This is a genomic window from Pseudomonas sp., assembly GCF_049653025.1.
In the GTDB taxonomy this organism is placed as follows: Bacteria; Pseudomonadota; Gammaproteobacteria; order Pseudomonadales; family Pseudomonadaceae; genus Aquipseudomonas.
On record NZ_JBASFM010000025.1, the window covers coordinates 144227 to 163075 of the forward strand.

At 56.3% G+C, this 18849-nt stretch carries 10 protein-coding genes; 8 read left to right on the forward strand and 2 right to left on the reverse strand.

All coding sequences use genetic code 11. The features are described 5' to 3' along the window. Together WBK23_RS20165 and glnA are read right to left on the reverse strand one after the other, a co-directional pair. Entirely contained in the window at window positions 1-552 is a 552-nt protein-coding gene (locus WBK23_RS20165; RefSeq protein ID WP_424485711.1) for a DUF4124 domain-containing protein, read from the reverse strand. Window positions 553-727: 175 nt separating this feature from the next. Next, the gene (gene glnA, locus WBK23_RS20170) at window positions 728-2134 is read right to left on the reverse strand and encodes a glutamate--ammonia ligase (RefSeq protein WP_296216738.1); all 1407 of its coding nucleotides are present in this window, start codon (window positions 2132-2134) and stop codon (window positions 728-730) included. A gap of 329 nt (window positions 2135-2463) precedes the next feature. Here glnA and thiI point away from each other — a divergent pair, with 329 nt between their 5' ends. The 8 genes from thiI to WBK23_RS20210 all read left to right on the forward strand — a co-directional run bounded on the left by thiI (window position 2464) and on the right by WBK23_RS20210 (window position 18561). After that, window positions 2464-3918 carry a tRNA uracil 4-sulfurtransferase ThiI gene (thiI, locus tag WBK23_RS20175; protein WP_424485712.1) on the forward strand — a complete coding sequence of 485 codons (1455 nt, stop codon included), beginning with the start codon at window positions 2464-2466 and terminating at the stop codon, window positions 3916-3918. A gap of 161 nt (window positions 3919-4079) precedes the next feature. Beyond that, a complete protein-coding gene (typA, locus tag WBK23_RS20180) occupies window positions 4080-5900 on the forward strand; it encodes a translational GTPase TypA (protein WP_424485713.1) in 1821 nt (606 codons plus the stop codon). Between the two features lie 370 nt (window positions 5901-6270). Beyond that, window positions 6271-7926: a ShlB/FhaC/HecB family hemolysin secretion/activation protein gene (locus WBK23_RS20185; protein WP_424485714.1), complete on the forward strand. Its 1656-nt coding sequence runs from the start codon at window positions 6271-6273 to the stop codon at window positions 7924-7926. 46 nt (window positions 7927-7972) lie between these two features. Continuing rightward, the gene (locus WBK23_RS20190; protein WP_424485715.1) at window positions 7973-16522 is read left to right on the forward strand and encodes a hemagglutinin repeat-containing protein; all 8550 of its coding nucleotides are present in this window, start codon (window positions 7973-7975) and stop codon (window positions 16520-16522) included. Between the two features lie 2 nt (window positions 16523-16524). After that, a complete protein-coding gene (locus WBK23_RS20195) occupies window positions 16525-16806 on the forward strand; it encodes a hypothetical protein (RefSeq protein WP_424485716.1) in 282 nt (93 codons plus the stop codon). A 175-nt stretch (window positions 16807-16981) separates the two neighbouring features. After that, window positions 16982-17689 (forward strand): transposase, encoded by a 708-nt coding sequence (locus tag WBK23_RS20200; protein WP_424485717.1) that lies wholly within the window; start codon window positions 16982-16984, stop codon window positions 17687-17689. Window positions 17690-17801: 112 nt separating this feature from the next. Further along, window positions 17802-18278 carry a hypothetical protein gene (locus WBK23_RS20205; RefSeq protein WP_424485718.1) on the forward strand — a complete coding sequence of 159 codons (477 nt, stop codon included), beginning with the start codon at window positions 17802-17804 and terminating at the stop codon, window positions 18276-18278. After that, window positions 18271-18561 carry a hypothetical protein gene (locus WBK23_RS20210; RefSeq protein WP_424485719.1) on the forward strand — a complete coding sequence of 97 codons (291 nt, stop codon included), beginning with the start codon at window positions 18271-18273 and terminating at the stop codon, window positions 18559-18561. The genes WBK23_RS20205 and WBK23_RS20210 overlap by 8 nt, the downstream gene beginning before the upstream one ends. Window positions 18562-18849 lie beyond the last annotated feature (288 nt).

Here is an 18849-nt window from a genome sequence, read left to right on the forward strand (position 1 = left end):
TCAAGGGACCTGTTTTGGCTTGGGTGGGGGTGGCCGCAAGGCGGGGCTGCTGGTGTTGACCCGTTGTACGGTAAAGGTCACGGTCGGGCTCTGCTGGATCGATTGATCACCGCTCAGCACCTCGACGGCCAGGCTGTGCTCGCCGCGGTCGGCATTGCTGACCTGCAGGCGCGGTACGTTGCTCGGCTGGCCATGGGGTTTGCCATCGAGAAGCAGGCGCAGGCGGTGATTGCTCGCCAGGCGTGGCTGCAGGTCAACGCCAACGCTGAAGGTGCCGTTGTTGGCGCGCATGGCTTCGTCGTCGGGAATGCCGGTCAATTGCAGGGTGGTGTAGGGCGCGGCGCTGCTCGCAGCCGGCGGCTCGGTAGGCGGCGCGCTGGGCGCTTGCATGCTCACGCTGTTGGTCTTCGGCAGCTCGACATTCTGTGCGGCCTGGCCTTCCGGCGGTTGGTCGGTGAAAACCGTATTGCCGCTGGCATCGGTGTACTTGTAGATCTGCGCGCTGGCGGGCAGTGCCAGGGCCAGTAACAGGCAGATGAGTAGAGGGCGCATGCCTGACTCTCCTGAGGGATGTGTGGCTAAGACTTGCACTGGCTGGCCGCTCTGGCAAGCGCGCTGATGGCGGGGCGTGTGCCAGCGCAGAAAACATCGGGTTAAAAGGCGCTGTTGGCTTGCCGCTAAACGCAAAAAGGCCACCCGAAGGTGGCCTCTTGTGTTGCGTACTGGTTTAGACGCTGTAGTACAGGTCGTATTCCAGAGGGTGTACGAAGGTGCGGACTTTGATTTCTTCTTCGCTTTTCAGCTCGAGGTAAGCGTCGATGAAGTCATCGGAGAACACGCCGCCCTTGGTCAGGAACGCGCGGCCCTTGTCCAGCTCTTCCAGGGCTTCTTTCAGGCTGCCGCACACTTGTGGGATCAGCTTGCCTTCTTCTGGCGGCAGGTCGTAGAGGTTCTTGTCGGCAGCATCGCCAGGGTGGATCTTGTTCTGGATGCCGTCCAGGCCAGCCATCAGCAGTGCAGCGAAGCACAGGTATGGGTTGGCAGCTGGATCCGGGAAGCGTGCTTCGATGCGGCGAGCTTTCGGGCTGGAAACGTATGGAATACGGATCGAAGCCGAACGGTTACGCGCCGAGTAGGCCAGCATGACTGGCGCTTCGAAACCTGGGACCAGACGCTTGTAGGAGTTGGTCGACGGGTTGGTGAAGCCGTTCAGGGCCTTACCGTGCTTGATGATGCCGCCGATGAAGTACAGGGCGGTGTCGGACAGCCCGGCATAGCCTTCGCCAGCGAAGGTGTTCTTGCCATCTTTGGAGATGGACATGTGTACGTGCATACCCGAACCGTTGTCACCGTACAGTGGCTTCGGCATAAAGGTCGCGGTTTTGCCGTAGGCATCGGCCACGTTGTGTACGCAGTACTTCAGGGTCTGAACTTCGTCAGCCTTGGCAACCAGGGTGTTGAACTTCACGCCGATTTCGTTCTGACCGGCAGTCGCCACTTCGTGGTGGTGAACTTCGATGACCAGGCCCATTTCTTCCATGGCATTACACATGGCAGTACGGATTTCGTGGTCGTGGTCGCACGGCGGAACTGGGAAGTAGCCACCTTTGACGGCTGGGCGGTGGCCCTTGTTACCGCCTTCGATGTCAGCGTCGGTGTTCCAGGACGCTTGCTCGGAGAAGATTTTGAACATCGAGCCGGAGATGTCGGACTTGAACTTCACTTCGTCGAAGATGAAGAACTCAGGCTCTGGGCCGACGAAAACGGTGTCACCGATACCGGTGGTTTTCAGGAACTCTTCAGCGCGCTTGGCGATCGAGCGCGGGTCACGATCGTAGCCTTGCATGGTGCTTGGCTCGATGATGTCGCAAACGATGATCAGGGTCGGCTCTTCGGTGAACGGATCCAGTACGGCGGTTTCGTCAACCGGCAGCAGGATCATGTCGGAGGCTTCGATGCCTTTCCAGCCATGGATGGAAGAGCCGTCGAACATTTTGCCGACTTCGAAGAACTCGTCGTCCAGCGCATCGCGTGCCGGCATGGTCACGTGGTGCTGTTTGCCCTTGGTGTCGGTGAAGCGCAGGTCAACCCACTTCACGTCGTGTTCTTTAATAAGTTGAATCGACTTCGACATGCTGTCCTCCAGGTGGATAAGGCTCGGAATGATAAGCCCTTAATAGTACGGTGCAGCCCGGCGGCATAGTCCGCCAGGGCATCCTGCCTCACAAGAGAGCAAATTGCATGCCAGTGCACAGGAATGGGTGCGCGCCCTGAAACTCAGGGCTGGCGGGGGCTGTGGCGTGATTTATATGGAATATTTGCACTATTGTGGGGCGCTTAAATTCGCGACTGCTCGTTAATGGTGCGTGAGTTGGGCGCTTGACGATTTTTGATCAAAGCGTGAGCAATTTCCGCTATAATCCGCGCCCCTGTTTTTTGGCGGCCTCGGCACGCACTGTTTTCATGAAACTGATCGTAAAAGTCTTTCCAGAAATCACCATCAAGAGTCGGCCGGTGCGTAAGCACTTTATCCGGCAGCTGGCGAAGAATATTCGCTCGGTTTTGCGTGAGTTCGATCCGCAGCTGCAGGTCAGCGGCGTGTGGGACAACCTGGAAGTCGAAACCCAGATCAGTGAGCCGAAAACCCTGCAGGCGATGATCGAGCGCTTGAGCTGCACGCCGGGCATCACCCATTTCCTGCAAGTCGATGAATACCCGCTGGGTGATTTCGACGACGTGGTGGGAAAGTGCAAGCTGCACTTCGCCGATCAGCTGCCGGGCAAGATCTTCGCCGTGCGCTGCAAGCGCGCCGGCAAGCATGCGTTCAGCTCCATGGATGTCGAGCGCTATGTCGGCAGCCAGTTGCGCCAGCAGTGCGGCGCCGCCGGGATCTCGCTGAAGGATCCCGAAGTGGTGGTGCGCATGGAGATCCGCGACCAGCGCCTGTTCGTCATCCATCGCCAGCATGAAGGCTTGGGCGGTTATCCGCTGGGTTCGCTGGAGCAGACCCTGGTGCTGATGAGCGGCGGTTTCGATTCCACCGTCGCCGCTTACCAGATGATGCGTCGCGGCCTGGTCACCCACTTCTGCTTCTTTAATCTCGGCGGCCGTGCCCACGAACTGGGCGTGATGGAAGTGGCGCATTACCTCTGGCAGAAGTTCGGCAGCTCGCAGCGCGTGCTGTTTATCAGCGTGCCGTTCGAGGAAGTGCTCGGCGAGATTCTCGGCAAGGTCGACAACAGCCAGATGGGCGTGATCCTCAAGCGCATGATGCTGCGCGCCTCCACGCGGATGGCCGAGCGCCTGCAGATCGATGCGCTGGTCACCGGTGAGGCGATTTCCCAGGTGTCCAGCCAGACCTTGCCGAATCTCGCGGTGATCGACTCGGCCACCGACATGCTGGTGCTGCGCCCGCTGCTCGCCAGCCATAAACAAGACATCATCGACACCGCCACACGCATCGGCACCGCCGAGTTCGCCAAGCACATGCCGGAATATTGCGGGGTGATTTCGGTCAACCCGACTACCAAGGCGAAGAAGCCGCGCATTGAGCACGAGGAAAGCCAGTTCGACATGGCCATCTTCGAGCGCGCTCTTGAGCGTGCGACCTTGCTGCCGATCGACAAAGTGATCGACGAGCTGGGCAAGGACGTGCAGGTCGAGGAAGTCAGCGAAGCCCTGGCCGGTCATGTGATCATCGACATCCGCCACCCGGATAATGCCGAAGAGCAGCCCCTTGAGCTGGCCGGCATCGACGTGCAAACGCTGCCGTTCTATGCCCTCAACAGCCGCTTCAAAGAGCTGGACCCTACGCGCCAATACCTCCTGTATTGCGACAAAGGCGTCATGAGCCGTTTGCATGCCCACCACCTGCTGAGCGAGGGGCATGCCAATGTGCGCGTTTATCGTCCGGCATAAAACGCCCGGGTTGAATGGCGGCAGTATTCGCCATCGCCCTCCCGACCCACAGGCGGCGTAACAGCCACAGCGCTGGTACGCCGCCTGGCAGAAATCGCAATTAGTTAATACTCGCCGCCTAGAATAAGCGGCACACCGAATCCTCTGATCGAGATACACACGTGATCGAAAATCTACGCAACATCGCCATCATTGCCCACGTTGACCATGGTAAGACCACCCTGGTAGACAAACTCCTGCGCCAGTCCGGCACCCTTGAGCGCAACGAGCTCAACGACGAGCGCGTGATGGACAGCAACGACCAGGAAAAAGAGCGCGGCATTACCATTCTCGCGAAGAACACCGCGATCAACTGGAACGGCTACCACATCAACATCGTCGACACCCCCGGCCACGCCGACTTCGGCGGTGAAGTTGAGCGCGTGATGTCGATGGTTGACTCCGTGCTGCTGCTGGTCGACGCCCAAGACGGCCCGATGCCGCAAACCCGTTTCGTGACCAAGAAGGCCTTCGAAGCCGGCCTGCGTCCAATCGTGGTGATCAACAAGGTCGACCGTCCAGGCGCGCGTCCGGACTGGGTTCTGGACCAGATCTTCGACCTGTTCGACAACCTCGGTGCTACCGAAGAGCAGCTGGACTTCAAAGTCGTCTACGCCTCGGCCCTGAACGGCATTGCCGGTCTGGATCACACCGACATGGCTGAAGACATGACCCCGCTGTACCAGTCCATCGTCGACAACGTGCCGTCCCCGCAGGTTGATATCGACGGTCCGTTCCAGATGCAAATCTCCGCACTGGACTACAACAGCTTCCTCGGCATTATCGGCGTTGGCCGTATCGCCCGTGGTCGCGTCAAGCCGAACACCCCGGTGATCGCCATCGACGCCGACGGCAAGAAGCGTAACGGTCGTATCCTCAAGCTGATGGGTCACCACGGCCTGCACCGCATCGACGTTGAAGAAGCCACCGCCGGTGACATCGTCTGCGTCAGCGGCATGGACTCGCTGTTCATCTCCGACACCCTGTGCGACATCAACCATGTCGAAGCGATGACTCCGCTGACCGTCGACGAGCCGACCGTATCCATGACCTTCCAGGTCAACGATTCGCCGTTCTGCGGTAAAGAAGGCAAGTTCGTCACCAGCCGTAACATCAAAGAGCGTCTGGACAAAGAGCTGCTGTACAACGTGGCCCTGCGTGTTGAAGAAGGCGACAGCGCTGACAAGTTCAAGGTTTCCGGCCGTGGTGAGCTGCACCTCTCGGTACTGATCGAAACCATGCGTCGCGAAGGCTTCGAAATGGGTGTGGGCCGTCCGGAAGTGATCATCCGCGTCGTCGACGGCGCCAAGCAAGAACCGTTCGAGAACGTCACCATCGACACCCCGGAAGAGTCCCAGGGCAAGGTCATGGAAGAGATGGGCCTGCGTAAGGGCGACCTGACCAACATGGTGCCGGATGGCAAAGGCCGTGTGCGTCTGGAATACAACATCCCTGCTCGCGGTCTGATCGGTTTCCGTAACCAGTTCCTGACCCTGACCAACGGTGCTGGCATCCTGACCTCGATCTTCGATCGTTACGACACCATGAAGTCCGGCGACATGTCCGGCCGTCAGAACGGCGTACTGGTTTCGGTTGAAACCGGCAAGGCACTGACCTACTCCCTGGAAACCCTGCAGGCGCGCGGCAAGCTGTTCGTCGAGCACGGCCAGGAAATCTACAACGGTCAGATCGTTGGTCTGAACAGCCGTGACAACGACATGGGCGTAAACCCAACCAAAGGCAAGAAGCTCGACAACATGCGCGCTTCCGGCAAGGACGAAACCATTGCCCTGGTTCCACCGGTGAAATTCACCCTGGAGCAGGCTCTGGAATTCATCCAGGACGACGAGCTGTGCGAAGTCACGCCGAAGTCGATCCGTCTGCGTAAGAAGATCCTCGACGAAGGCGAGCGCACCCGCGCTGCCAAGAAAGCCAAGAACTGATCCAGTTCTAGCTAACTAAAAAGCCCCCGCCGGCGAGAGCCTGCGGGGGCTTTTTATTTCTGGCGCATTGCGACTGCTTCTCAATTGATGGGCATTTCTGTAGGGTTCGCGGCGACAGCAACCGGTGGTCAGAAGTTCAGGATGAATAGCCGGTTCTGTGCGGTGGTTCACGCGTTATGTGGCTGATGGCAAGTCGCCATATGTTCTAATGCGCGCCGCATTTTGATTCTGTATATCCGCTATTCAAAGGACTGAAGGCATGGCTCTTCGTATTAGACCTTTATGGCCTGCCATCCGTGGCGGCCACCCTGCTGGCCGTCGCTGCGCGACGTTAAAAATGGCTCCCGGCCATTTTTTGGCCGTTTGGCTGATGTGTTCTGTTGTTCCCCTTGTATCGCTGGCGCAAACGCCAGGTGATCGTGACCTTATCCGTGAGCGCCAGGAGCGTCTGCTACAAGAGCAGGAGCGTCGCCTGGAGGATTTGCGCCAACTGCCAGGCAAGGCCGAGCAACTGCCGGCAGCGCCTGCCACAGAAGATGAGCGCTGCTTTGCCATCAAGCAAATCAACCTGGTCGGGGCAACGCTGCTCAGTCCCGCAGATCAGGCGGCCATTCTCAAACCCTACAATGGCCAGTGCCTGGGTGTCGGTCAGCTTAATCAGCTGCTCAAGGACATCACCAACCACTACCTGGGGCGTGGCTATGTCACCACGCGTGCCTACTTGCCACAGCAGGATCTGGCCAGCGGTACCCTGCAGGTCATGGTGGTCGAAGGGCAGCTCGAAGGCCTAGATAGTTCGGCGCTGGCATCTGATCGCGAATTAGCCATGAGCTTTCCCGGTACGACCGAGCGCGTGCTGAACCTACGTGAGCTTGAACAACTGGTCGAGCAACTCAACCGCCTGCCGTCACGCCAGGCGCAACTGGAGTTGGTGCCGGGTGAGCAGGTCGGTGGTAGCCGCGTGCAATTGCAAGGGCAACGCAGCAAGCCTTGGCGGGTCAGCTTGGCCAGGCACAACGACGGCCAGCTGAGTACCGGTGAGCAGCAATGGGGATTGGGCCTGGACTGGGACAGCCCGTTGGGTCTGGCGGATCAGCTGAGCCTGCGGGCTGGCCGCGATGCGGTCAGCGACAGCTATCGCCATTCACATAACCAGAGCCTCAACTACAGCCTGCCGTATGGCTGGTGGACCTTCAATTACAGCTACAGTCAGAGCTACTACCGCACCGAGAGCGAAGCCAATGGCTTTGCCTTCGACCAGGACGGCGACAGCGCGACCCATGCCCTGCGCGCCGAGCGCGTGCTGCATCGCGACAATGTGAGCAAGACGGCGGTCAATTTGGGTACCAGCCACCTGCGCAGCAATAATTTCATCCTGGGTAATTTGGTTGATGTCTCCAGCCAGCGGCTGTCCGAGGCGCAGCTGGGGTTCAACCATGGCCGGCGTATCGGCAGCGCCTTTATCAACGCTGATCTTGGCTGGCAGCGTGGCATCGGTGCCTTCGATGCGCAACGCAGCGGTGACCCACAAGGCGGCGAGCCGGTCGCCCGTTACAACAAATACAGCCTGACCCTGAGCTACTTGCAGCCTTTCCAGCTGTGGGGGGAGTCGTTCAGTTTCGACAGCCTGGCCAGCGGCCAGCGTAGCGAGGATGTGCTGTACAGCCCGCAGCGCATCAGCGTGGGCGGCTTGAGCTCGGTACGCGGGTTCAAGGAGCAGTCGCTGGCTGGTGATAGTGGCGGCTATTGGCGCAACCAGCTGCGCTGGCGCAAACCAGTGGCCTGGGAGCCACTACGGCCCGTTCTTCAGGAATATGGCGTGGCCTTCGCTTATGACGTCGGGGTGATCAGTGGTGGGCGCTACAACCCGGATCAACATGGCCGCCTCTCCGGCAACGCCATCGAGCTGAGTGCCCGCGGCCAGTATCTGGCCGCCTCGGTGACCCTAGCCCGCTCACTGGAACGCCCGGACGCCATCGAGCGTCAGGAGCATCCGGTGTATTTCCGGCTCGACCTGTTCTTCTGATTTTCTGCTGATTTCTGATTTGTAGCCCTAGGGTTGGAGTTATTACATGGACGTTCGCACGCCTTTTTTCCAAAACATTGCCTGTGTCCTGATCGGCGTATTGTTCCTTAATCCGATCGTCACCACGGCGGCCGAGCTGGCGCTGGATGCCCAGGCTGGCAGCAACGCCGCGGTAACCCAGGCCGCCAATGGCGTGCCCATGGTCAATATCGCCACGCCCAATGGCAGCGGTCTGTCGCACAACAAATTCACCGACTTCAACGTCAGCCAGCAAGGCCTGATTCTCAACAACAGCGCCCAGGCGTTGGTGCAGACGCAGTTGGGCGGCTACGTGGTGGGCAACCCCAACCTCAAGGGCGGGGCGGCCAACCTGATCCTCAATGAAGTCAACGGTGGTAGCCCCAGCCAGCTCAAGGGCTACACCGAGGTGGCGGGCAAGTCCGCCCATGTCATCGTGGCCAACCCGCATGGCATCAGCTGTGATGGCTGTGGCTTTATCAATACCCCGCGGGTGACTCTCAGCACCGGCAAGCCGGTTGTAGAGGGCGGGCGGCTGGATCGCTTTGATGTCGATGGCGGGCAGATCAGCATCGAAGGCGATGGTCTTAATGCGCGCAATGTCAGCCAGTTCGACCTGATCACTCGCAGTGCGCAGATCAACGCCGAGTTGCATGCCAATCAGTTGAATGTGATCGCCGGGCGTAACGAGGTGGATGCGACCACCTTGGCGACCACGGCTAAAACCGATGACGGCAGCGCCAAGCCGCAACTGGCCATCGACAGCTCGGCGCTGGGCGGCATGTATGCTGGGGCGATTCGTCTGGTCGGTACTGAAACGGGTGTCGGCGTCAAGCTGGCGGGTGATATGGCGGCCAGTGCCGGCGATATTCAGATCGACGCCAATGGTCAACTGAGCATGGCGCGCACCGCCGCCAGCCGCGACCTGCAGCTCAAGGCCGAGAACATCGAACTGAATGCCGATACCTTCGCTGGGCGCAATGCCGTGGTCGAGGCCAGTAGTCAGACTCAGGTCAAGCAAAGCCTGGCGGCGGCCCAGCAGCTGGCCGTCAAGGGTGGTGAGCTGCTCAACCAGGGCGTGGTGGAAGCGGGCGTACGCGCCGATGGCAGCCTGAACAGCTCGGCCACACTTAGCCTGCAAACCAGCACGGTCAAGAACCCTGGCACCATCACCTCCCACGGCAGCCTGAACAGCGATGTACAGACCCTAGATAACCGCGCGGGTAAGTTGCTCAGCGCCGGTGAGGCAACGCTCAACGCAGAAACGCTGGAAAACCAGGGCGGGCGTATCGTCGCGCAGCAAAGCCTCGAGGTGAATGGTACCCAGCTGAACAACCAAGGCGGCGAAGTCCTGGCCCAGCAAGGCATCAAGGTGACGGCGACCAACCTGGCTAACCAGAGCGGCACCTTGGCCGGTGGCGCACTTGATTTGCAACTCAGTGCGGTTCTGGACAACCAGGGCGGGCTGATTGAGTCCGCCAGTGATCTGCAACTGGCTGCCAATACCCTGAGTAACAGCGGCGGCAAACTGCGCGCCCTGGGTGGCGAAGGCGATAGCCGGTTTGTCCTGGGCGGGCTGTTCAATAACGATGCCGGCCTGGTCGAGATCGGCAGCGGCGCATTTGCCTTGAGCAGCGTTGGCTTGAGCAACCTGGGCGGTACGGTGCGTCACGTGGGCGATCAGGGCTTTGCCCTAGACCTGACGGCTCTTGGCCAGGCCGGCGGTCGCTTTATCACCAACGGTGCGGTCGATCTCAGCCTGGATGAATGGAGCAATATCAGCTCGTTGCAGGCCAAGACGCTTAACATCGCTATCAACCGCCTAACCCAAAGCGCTACCGGTGCATTGATTGCCGTTGATGACATCACCACCAGTGGCGAGCGCTGGGAAAACCACGGCAGCATCGAAACCGACGGCGCACTGAGCCTGACCCTGACCGGTGCTTACACCGGCAATGGCAAATTGCTTGCGCAAGGTGATCTCAGCCTGACTGCGGACAGTGCCGACCTTGGTAGCGGTTCCGAGTTGCGCAGCGCGGACAGTGCCCAAATTGATATCAGCACTGGCATGAACAACGCCGGCAAGATCACCTCGACAAATGATCTGAACATCAAGGCGGCCAGCCTCAACAACCAAGGCACTCTTGGCAGCGCAGCGGCATTGCATATTGAAGCGGCGCAGTTGATCAACCAGGGCGGCCTGCTATTTAGCGGCGCGGATATGCAGCTGCTGGCTGACAGCATCAGCAACCTGTATGCAGACATTTATAGCCTTGGCTCGCTGACCGTTGCCAAGAATGCTGCTGGCAACAAGTCGACGCTGCTGGAGAACCGCTCCGGCAGCATCGAGTCCAGTGGCGATATGAGCCTTCGAGCAGTCACCCTGACTAACCGCAAAGAGCTGTTTACTTCAAGCAAACAGCTCACCTCAGGCAGCATCAGCGTGGTCTGCTACGACTGCGGTGGCGATCACCACAACGTCGACTATGTGGCCACCGAACGATTTACTACCACGGTGGAGCAGGACTCCGACGCTTCCCGAATCCACAGCGGTGGCGACCTGAACATCCAGGGTGATGCCATTGCCAACCGTTACAGCAGCCTGAGCGCCAGCGGCAATATCAATATTACTGGTGTCACCCTGGAAAACATGGGGGCCGCCAGTGGCATTATCGAGCGGATTCGGCGCTTCAATACCGGACGTATTACCGATGGCTCTGATGAGCGTTTCCGCGACAGGCACATCGACCCTTACAACGCTCAGCCGCTGCCTAAAGAAGTACCGAGCGCAATGTATCGCTGGACCCTGACCAGCGATATTGAAACCAACACCCCAAGCGGTCCCGGAGCGCCGGCGATCATCCAGGCCGGTGGCAATGTCAGCATTCAGGCGACGCAAAGCCTGACCAATGCCTCGGTGCTAAATAATCAGGCCCCTCAGGTTGGTAGCGCCCCGAACGTCAACACCCAGGTGACGGGCAACGGCCAGCCACTGGTGGTGCAGCTTAATGCGCAGTTGCCGGCAGATAGCCAGCAACTGGTAGTAGACCCGCTGGCCCTGCCTAGTTTTAGCTTGCCGCAAGGGCAGAACGGCTTGTTCAAGCTAAACAACGACCCGGGTTATCCCTATCTAGTTGAGACCAATCCAGCCTTTGCCAGCCTGAAGAACTTCCTTAACTCGGGCTACCTGCTTGATGCGGTGGGCTACAACCCTGATCAAACCCAGCGCCGCTTGGGTGATGGCTTGTACGAGCAGAGGCTGATCCAGCAGGCCATCGCCGCCCGCACCGGCAAGCGCTTCCTGGCCGGCCTGAACTCGGATGAAGCGCAGTTCAAGTACCTGATGAACAACGCCATCGCCAGCAAGCAAGCGCTGAGTCTGGTGCCTGGGATTGCCCTGACTGCCGAGCAGATGGCTGCCCTGACCCATGACATCGTCTGGATGCAGGAGCAGGTAGTGAATGGCCAGAAAGTACTGGTTCCCGTGCTGTACCTGGCCCATGCCAACGACCGTTTGGCACCTGGCGGTGCCTTGATTCAGGGGCAAGATGTGGTGCTGATCAGTGGCAGCAGCCTGAATAACAGCGGCACCCTACGCGCCAGCCAAAACCTTAGCACTACCGCCAACAACATCGGCAATACCGGCCTTATGCAAGCGGGCGAGCGCCTTTCGCTGCTGGCCACTAACAGCATCCGCAATGCCCAGGGCGGCATCATCGCGGGCAAGGATGTCAGTGCTATTGCCCAGAAGGGTGATATCAGCAATGAACGCAGCATCACCCAGGAAGCGCGCAGCGGGCGTAACTTCAGTCAGCTCACCAGCGTGGTCGACAAGGCTGCCGGCATTGAAGCCAGTAACGACCTGACTCTCTCCGCAGGCCGTGATCTGCAGAATATCGGTGGCAGCCTCAAGGCCGGCGGCGATGCCAGCCTGAGTGCCGGGCAGGATCTGGTGATCGCCTCTGCCGAGGCCGAAAACGGCCAGATGCGCAAGGACAGGCGTCACTTCTGGAGCAAATCCAGCACCACCCAGTACGGCAGTGATATGCAGGTGGGCGGCGACCTCAGCGCTGAGGCGGGTAGAGATGTCGCAGTGATTGCCAGCAAGGTCAAGGCTGGCGGGGATATCGCCTTGGACGCGGATGGCGATGTTCGCATCGCCTCTGCTGCCAATGAGAGCAGCAGCGAATACCGTTACAAGAGCAGTAAGAAAAAGATCAACAAAGAGGCCGCCACGGTTCGTCAACAAGGTGCAGTGATTGAGGCCGGTGGCAACTTCATCAGCAGCTCCGGCGGTGACACCAACCTGACTGCCAGCCAGATAACGGCAGGTCAGGAGGCCTACCTGTACGCCAAAGGCGACCTCAACCTGGACACCGCGCAAAACCAGGATTACAGCTATTACTACAAAAAGAAAAAAAGCGAAGGCCTGTTTAGCAGCAAAACAAAAACCACGATGTCCGAGGCATCCAGCAGCCTGGCCGTGTCGTCGTCCATTCATTCAGGTTCCGACCTGACCCTGGTGGCCAACAACGACATCACCGCCCGCGGCGCACAGCTGAGCAGCGATGAAGCAATTTCCGTCTATGCCGGTCACGACATTGTATTGAACGCAGCGGAGAACGCCGCCAGCCAAGCCAGCGGTAAATCCAAAAGCAGCCTGTTTTCCAGCAAGTCCAGCACCAAAAGCAGCGACAGCAGCAGCCTGACCAGCAGCAGCCTGAATGGCAAAAGCGTAGAGCTGATGGCCGACAACGACATCACCCTGCGCGCCGCTGCGATACATGCCGAGGAAGGCATTGTTCTCGACGCCGGGCGTGATATCGCTATCAGCACTGCGCAACAGAGCCAGCAGTCCAGCCAGGCGAGCAAGTCCAACAAGCTCAACTGGCACCTGACCGACTCCCTCGCTACCAACGGTTCTTTCACCCTAGAGAACAAAGGCAAAGGCGCGAAGCAAAGCAGCACTCAGGAAGTGGGCAGCACCCTAAGTGGCGCTACCATCGATATCGACAGTGGTCGCGACACCAGTATTCGCGCTAGCACCCTGGTGGCCGACCACAATATTCGCATCGATGCTGGGCGCAATTTAAGCGTGGTTAGCGGCGAAACCAGCAACAAGTCCAGCGCCACGTCCAAGACCAAAAACACCGGTGAAATCGGCAACTGGTACCAGGGCGCCACCGGTGTTGCTAGCCTCAAGGAAACCAACCAGAACAGCAGTGTTACCCAAATTTCCAGTCAGATCGCCTCCCTGGGCGGCAATATCGACCTGAAGGCCGGTGAGCGTTACAACCAAGTCGCCAGCCAAGTGATTGCGCCAACCGGCGACGTCAACATCATCGGCAAACAAGTCGATATCGAAGCCGGCTACGACAAACTCAGCGAGAGCCAAAAGCAAAGCTCAAACCGCACTGCTATTGGCGGCTCGGTCAGTGTTCCGCTGGTGGATGCGGTGCGCAATATTCAGCAGATGGGTGAGGCGGCGGGGAACACGGGGGATACGCGGCTGAAAGCGTTGGCTGCGGTGAACGCCGGTATGTATGCCACTACGGCCTACAACAGTGCGCAAGCGCTGGCGAACGGCAATGTGGGCGGCATAAAAGTCAGCGTTAATCTCAGTAATGACAAAGGTAATAGCAAAAGTACCCAGTCTGGTCAGAACGTTGTAAGCAGCACGGTAGCTGCAGGTAACAACGTCAACATCACTGCAACCGGTGCGGGCACAGACAGCAATCTTAACGTTGTTGGTAGCCAAGTAAGTGCGGGCGGTGACGCTAAGCTAAAAGCAGATGGCGATATCAATTTACTGGCTGCCAAGAACACAGCCGAACAGCATGGAAAGAATGCAGGTTCAGGCTGGAAAGTTGGCGTTGGCTTTGCCTTCGGTGGAAGCCAGAACGGTATCACATTGGATCTCGCGGCCAATAAGTCGCGGGGAAATGCTGATGGTTCCGATGTGTCCTGGACCCATACCACCATTGAGGCCGGTAATGCTTTGGGTTTCTGGTCGGGGCAAGACACCAATATCAAAGGTGCCATTATTAGTGGTGAGCAGGTTGTTGGAGACGTCGGGGGCAATCTCAACATCGAAAGTTTGCAAGACACCAGCACCTACAAATCCAAACAAAGTAGTGCAAGCGCTGGTGTCAGCTTGTGTATTCCACCGATTTGCGCTGGAGCCAGCAGTGTTTCAGCTAGCGCTAGCCAACAAAAAATTAACAGTGAATACGCCAGCGTCATACAGCAGTCGGGGGTGAAGGCCGGCGACAAAGGCTTCAACATTACTGTAGGTGGTAATACCGACCTTAAAGGCGCGGTAATTGCCAGTACCGAACAAGCAATTCAGGCAGGTAAGAACCAACTTGTTACAGGCACATTGACTTCGTCAGACATTAAGAACGAGGCGGAGTACAAAGCCAGCAGTATCAACTTAAGTGGCGGTTACTCCTGGGGCGGGGATGGCAAGGGCAGCGTAGGCAAAGATAAAGATGGCAATGCTTCTGCTGGGGCTGCGGGTGACCCTCTTCCTAGTGAAGGCGGCTTTAGTGCCACAGCACCAATTGCGTTAAGCGCTAGTGATGACGCCAGCAGCACCACAAAAAGTGGGATAAGCGGCGGCACCATTCTGATCACCGACCCAGAAAAGCAAAAGCTACTGACCGGCAAAGACGCCAACACCACCGTTGCTCAGCTAGAACGTGATGTGTCTTCCGAGAAGGACGGCGCAAATGCATTGAAGTCGATCTTCGATGAAGAAGAGATTCTTGCCGGCTTCGAAATCACCACCGCATTTGTCCAGAACGTAGGTGCATTTCTAGAAACAAAGGCACGTGAGGCTGATAAAAAAAATGCTGATGCCAAGAAGATCGAGGCAGAAGCAAACAACTATGAAAACAGCTTAACGACAGCAGAGCGACTGGCCATGATAGCCCACGCCCAGGCCCTTAAGGACGAAGCCAAGATTATCAACGGTAATTGGGGCGCTGGTGGCACCTATCGGCAGATTGCGACTGTGCTGACTGCAGCGGCAGGGGGCCAGGTCAACGCGGGAACCAGCCAGTTCGCGCAGAACATGGTGGTCAACTACCTCCAACAACAGGGTTCCGGTTACATCGGCAAGCTGGTGGAAAAGGGCGCTTTGATTGAAGGTAGCCCGCTGCATGCCGCACTGCACGCCATTGTCGGTTGCGGCGCGGCCGCCGCCAGCCAGCAATCTTGCTCGGCAGGGGCAATGGGGGCTGCGTCGAGTAGCGTGCTGACGGGGCTATTCAGTGAAACCAGCCCGGACGAAACCAGCGAACAGCGTGAAGCCAAGCGCAACCTGATACTGAGCATCGTCACCGGTATTGCGACAGTTGCGGACCCGGATAGCGCAGCCACTGCCAATAACGCAGCTACCGCGAATGTCGACAATAACTGGTTGGCCACGCAGCAGAAGGTTCAGCGCAACAAAGAGCTGGCCGAAGCGAAAACAGTGGGCGAGCAGCTCAAGATATCCGCCAAATGGATGGGGGTTTCGGTCGAGCAGGACTTCGCTACAGGCAAAGGTATCGCCAAAGGCTTGAAGGATGGTTTGGCCGGCTCCGGGCTCGATACCCTCGACACCATGGCGCGCTTTGCCGCGTTCCCAGGTGAAAGCCTTGATGAAATCTCCGAGATGATCAATTCCCCAGCAATGAAACAACTGCTGGGGGCGAAGTACGACGAGATGCAGCAGGCCATCGCAAAAGCCAAGGTTTCGTTGGACACTGGGGGTTTGGATCAAGCTGAACAGCTTGGCATGCAGATTGGGCACATCCTTTCTGTCGCGTTAACCTTGGTGGTGGCTGTTGAGGCCGATGCGGTGAAAGCCGCAGGGCAGGCAGCCAAATTTGGTGTTGCGGTAACCAAGGAGAAGGCCGGCGCACTTATGGCTGGCTCGAGTGGGAAACTGGCTGCTCAGTTGGCGACTATCGAGAAATATGGGTTTGATGGGGATGTTCCGTCGATACCTAAAAATGTGGATGGTGCAAATTCGGGTACATTAGCCGGTGCTATTGATAATGAGTTCGGTATAGCTCCTACTCAGCAGTTAGCCGGGTTCAAAACATTTGGAATAAACATAAATCCTAAAAATATTTCAGAAGGCAGGGCGCTCATACAGGAATATCAAGATGCGGGGCTGAGTCCTGTTCAAGCTGAGAAGTATGCGAAAGGCTTGATCGAGTCAGGTTCCACTCTTCCCGTTAAAAAGACTATTAATGAACCGCTTTATAAGGTTGTATCTGTCGGTGGTAGTCCGTCTGATGTAACCCCTTATTGGTTTACCAAGCAGGAGTTGGACCGCCTTAAAATTGATCCAGTCAACGCTTTAAGTAAATTGGGTATTCCTCTTCAAAGTCACGGGGTTAAATTCGATGTTTTTGAAATTAAACCTAAAGGTAGTGCGGTTGTGTTTGAAAGTACGGTTGCGCCGACACAGCAAGGTGCATTTAGGCAGATAGGTGGGGCAACACAAACTCTTGTGCCTAATCGGAGTCAGTTCAATAATGCAGTAAGGCTGGAAACTATAAGTTTAGATACGGCAGGGAGGTAGGTGTGCAAATTGATTTAAATGCTCTAGATGGCTGTGCTGTAATCGATCCTGATATCACAGAGATAACAGTGCCTGGGGATTTGTCAAAGGAAAATTATCTAGAGGATATTTTTCTTTTTTTAAAAAAAAATAGATCGGTCAGGGTGATTTCAATCTGCGATGACTATCTTGATCCTCTAGACAGTAGTACAAGATATTTTTGCAGAAGGGTTTATGAAGATTTGCCTGAAATTAGGATAGTTTGGGTACGAGAGTTCAAGATAGACGGTAGGCATGGTAGGTGATGTATAACAGTTGGAAAGGGGGCAGATTTTTTTTTGTTAGTTTTGCTAGGCTGAAAGCCATCCATGGACGGTGGCTATCGAATATGCCCAGAGAGAGCAATAGGTACAGACCACGGTTAATGTCGCTGATCTCGTCTAGTCTTCTGGAGTCATGTTATGGAAAAGGAGTTTCTATATGCCGCGTCGAGCGCGTGTGCTGCTGCCGGGAGCCACACTGCACCTGATTCAACGAGGGAATAATCGTTCGGCTTGTTTCTACGCCAAGGAAGATTACCTGTTCTATCTAGAGCACCTTGCGGACCAAGCAAGAAAGCATGGCTGCGCGATCCATGCGTGGTGCCTGATGACCAACCACGTTCATTTGTTGCTGACGCCGACCAAGCCGGAAAGCGTTTCACTGCTGATGAAGGGGCTTGGTCAGCGCTATGTGCAATACATCAATCGTACTTATCGTCGCAGTGGCACGTTGTGGGAAGGTCGCTTCCGCTCCTGCTTGATGCAGGAGGAGAGCTATGTACTGGCCTGCTATCGATACATCGAGTTGAACCCGGTCAGGGCTGGGATGGTCGAGCACCCAGCCGAATATCGGTGGTCGAGTTATCGGGTAAATGCTCAAGCAGAGTGGTCTGATCTGATTGAGCCCCACCCGCTGTACATGGCGTTGAGCGGGGAAGATCAATCGCGTGCCGATAGCTATCGAGAGTTTTTCCGGTATCAACTTGATCCCGGCTTGGTGGATCAGATCCGCACGGCCACTAATGGCAATTATGCACTTGGTAGTTCAAGGTTTACGGCCGAGGTAGAAAGTGCACTAGGGCGAAGAGTGACACGCGGAAAGTCTGGGCGGCCGAGACAAGCGTCAGAGTCTGGTTTGTTGCTATAGAAACCGTGGTCTGTCCCCTAATAATGCCCCTAATAATGCCTCTGAAGCAGGTTTAAATACACCATTAATCTCATCAAATTCACCCTTTAATACAAAAGGCGTTAATCCAAATTTGCCTTCAGTTCAATCAATTAGAACTGATTTGTACAGTGAGTATAAAGCTGCAGACTTGTCTGATGATTTGGCAATAAATTTAGCCGACGGAAATATTAGATCTGGCTCAACTGTTCCTATCAAACGTAATGTTGATCAGGGCGAAACTCTCTATAAGTTTGTGCCATCAAATAATGCTCCAGGTCGTTCTTCATACTACTTCACGAAGTCGGAAGTTGAGTATTTCAAAAGTAACCCGGAAAAGTTGGCTCAAGAAGCAGGGTTGCCCTATAAGAATTTTGTAGGTAGTTACGATGTTTATGCTATTAATCCAAGGCCAGGCGCAAGGCCTGCTGTATTTGAAAGTAAAGTTGCTGGGATTAAAGAAGGTGGTTACACAGCTAAAGGTGGCGCACGCCAAACTATTGTTCCCAATCTTAAAAACTGGAGCGTCCCTGAAAAGGTAGATGTTCTTAGGGTGTACGGAAGTGAGTAAGTCTGAGAGCGTGTTCACGCAAGAGCAAGTTAGGTTGTTAAAAAATAGCGCAGAAAAACTGCGGTTGGCTCTTTGTGGTTCAAAAGATCCGGTGGCCGCTGAATTTCTGAATGGTGAACTAGGGAGGATTATTGAGAAAGTTCTAGCTAGTGACTCAATCTCACCCTTTGATGATGTTCCGCATTTCGATAAAATGACTAGGGACTACCTTCCTGATGTGGAGGAAGAGTATTTTGATTTTTATAGTTTTGCTAAGTATGGAAAGCCAGCTTATGAAAGTTAAATTGGCGGGAGGGCAGTAGGAGGCGGGCCAAGGTTAATGTCGCTGGCCTCGTCTAGCTTTCTTGTGTTATGTCGTGGGGAAATGATTTTCCATATGCCGCGTCGAGCACTTGTACTACTGCTGGGAACAACGTTGAATTAAATGATGGCTGAGTTATTTTTCACTGCTTTGCTTTGCTTTGCTTTGCTTTGCTTTGCTTTGCTTTGCTTTGCTTTGCTTTGCTTTGCTTTGCTTTGCTTTGCTTTGCTTTGCTTTGCTTTGCTTTGCTTTGCTTTGCTTTGCTTTGCT

Excerpts from the sequence above, each read along its gene's own strand:
- WBK23_RS20165 (WP_424485711.1), bottom strand. The coding sequence starts at position 552 with ATGCGCCCTCTACTCATCTGCCTGTTACTGGCCCTGGCACTGCCCGCC.
- glnA (WP_296216738.1), bottom strand. The coding sequence starts at position 2,134 with ATGTCGAAGTCGATTCAACTTATTAAAGAACACGACGTGAAGTGGGTT.
- thiI (WP_424485712.1), top strand. The coding sequence starts at position 2,464 with ATGAAACTGATCGTAAAAGTCTTTCCAGAAATCACCATCAAGAGTCGG.
- WBK23_RS20185 (WP_424485714.1), top strand. The coding sequence starts at position 6,271 with ATGTGTTCTGTTGTTCCCCTTGTATCGCTGGCGCAAACGCCAGGTGAT.
- WBK23_RS20190 (WP_424485715.1), top strand. The coding sequence starts at position 7,973 with ATGGACGTTCGCACGCCTTTTTTCCAAAACATTGCCTGTGTCCTGATC.
- WBK23_RS20200 (WP_424485717.1), top strand. The coding sequence starts at position 16,982 with ATGCCGCGTCGAGCGCGTGTGCTGCTGCCGGGAGCCACACTGCACCTG.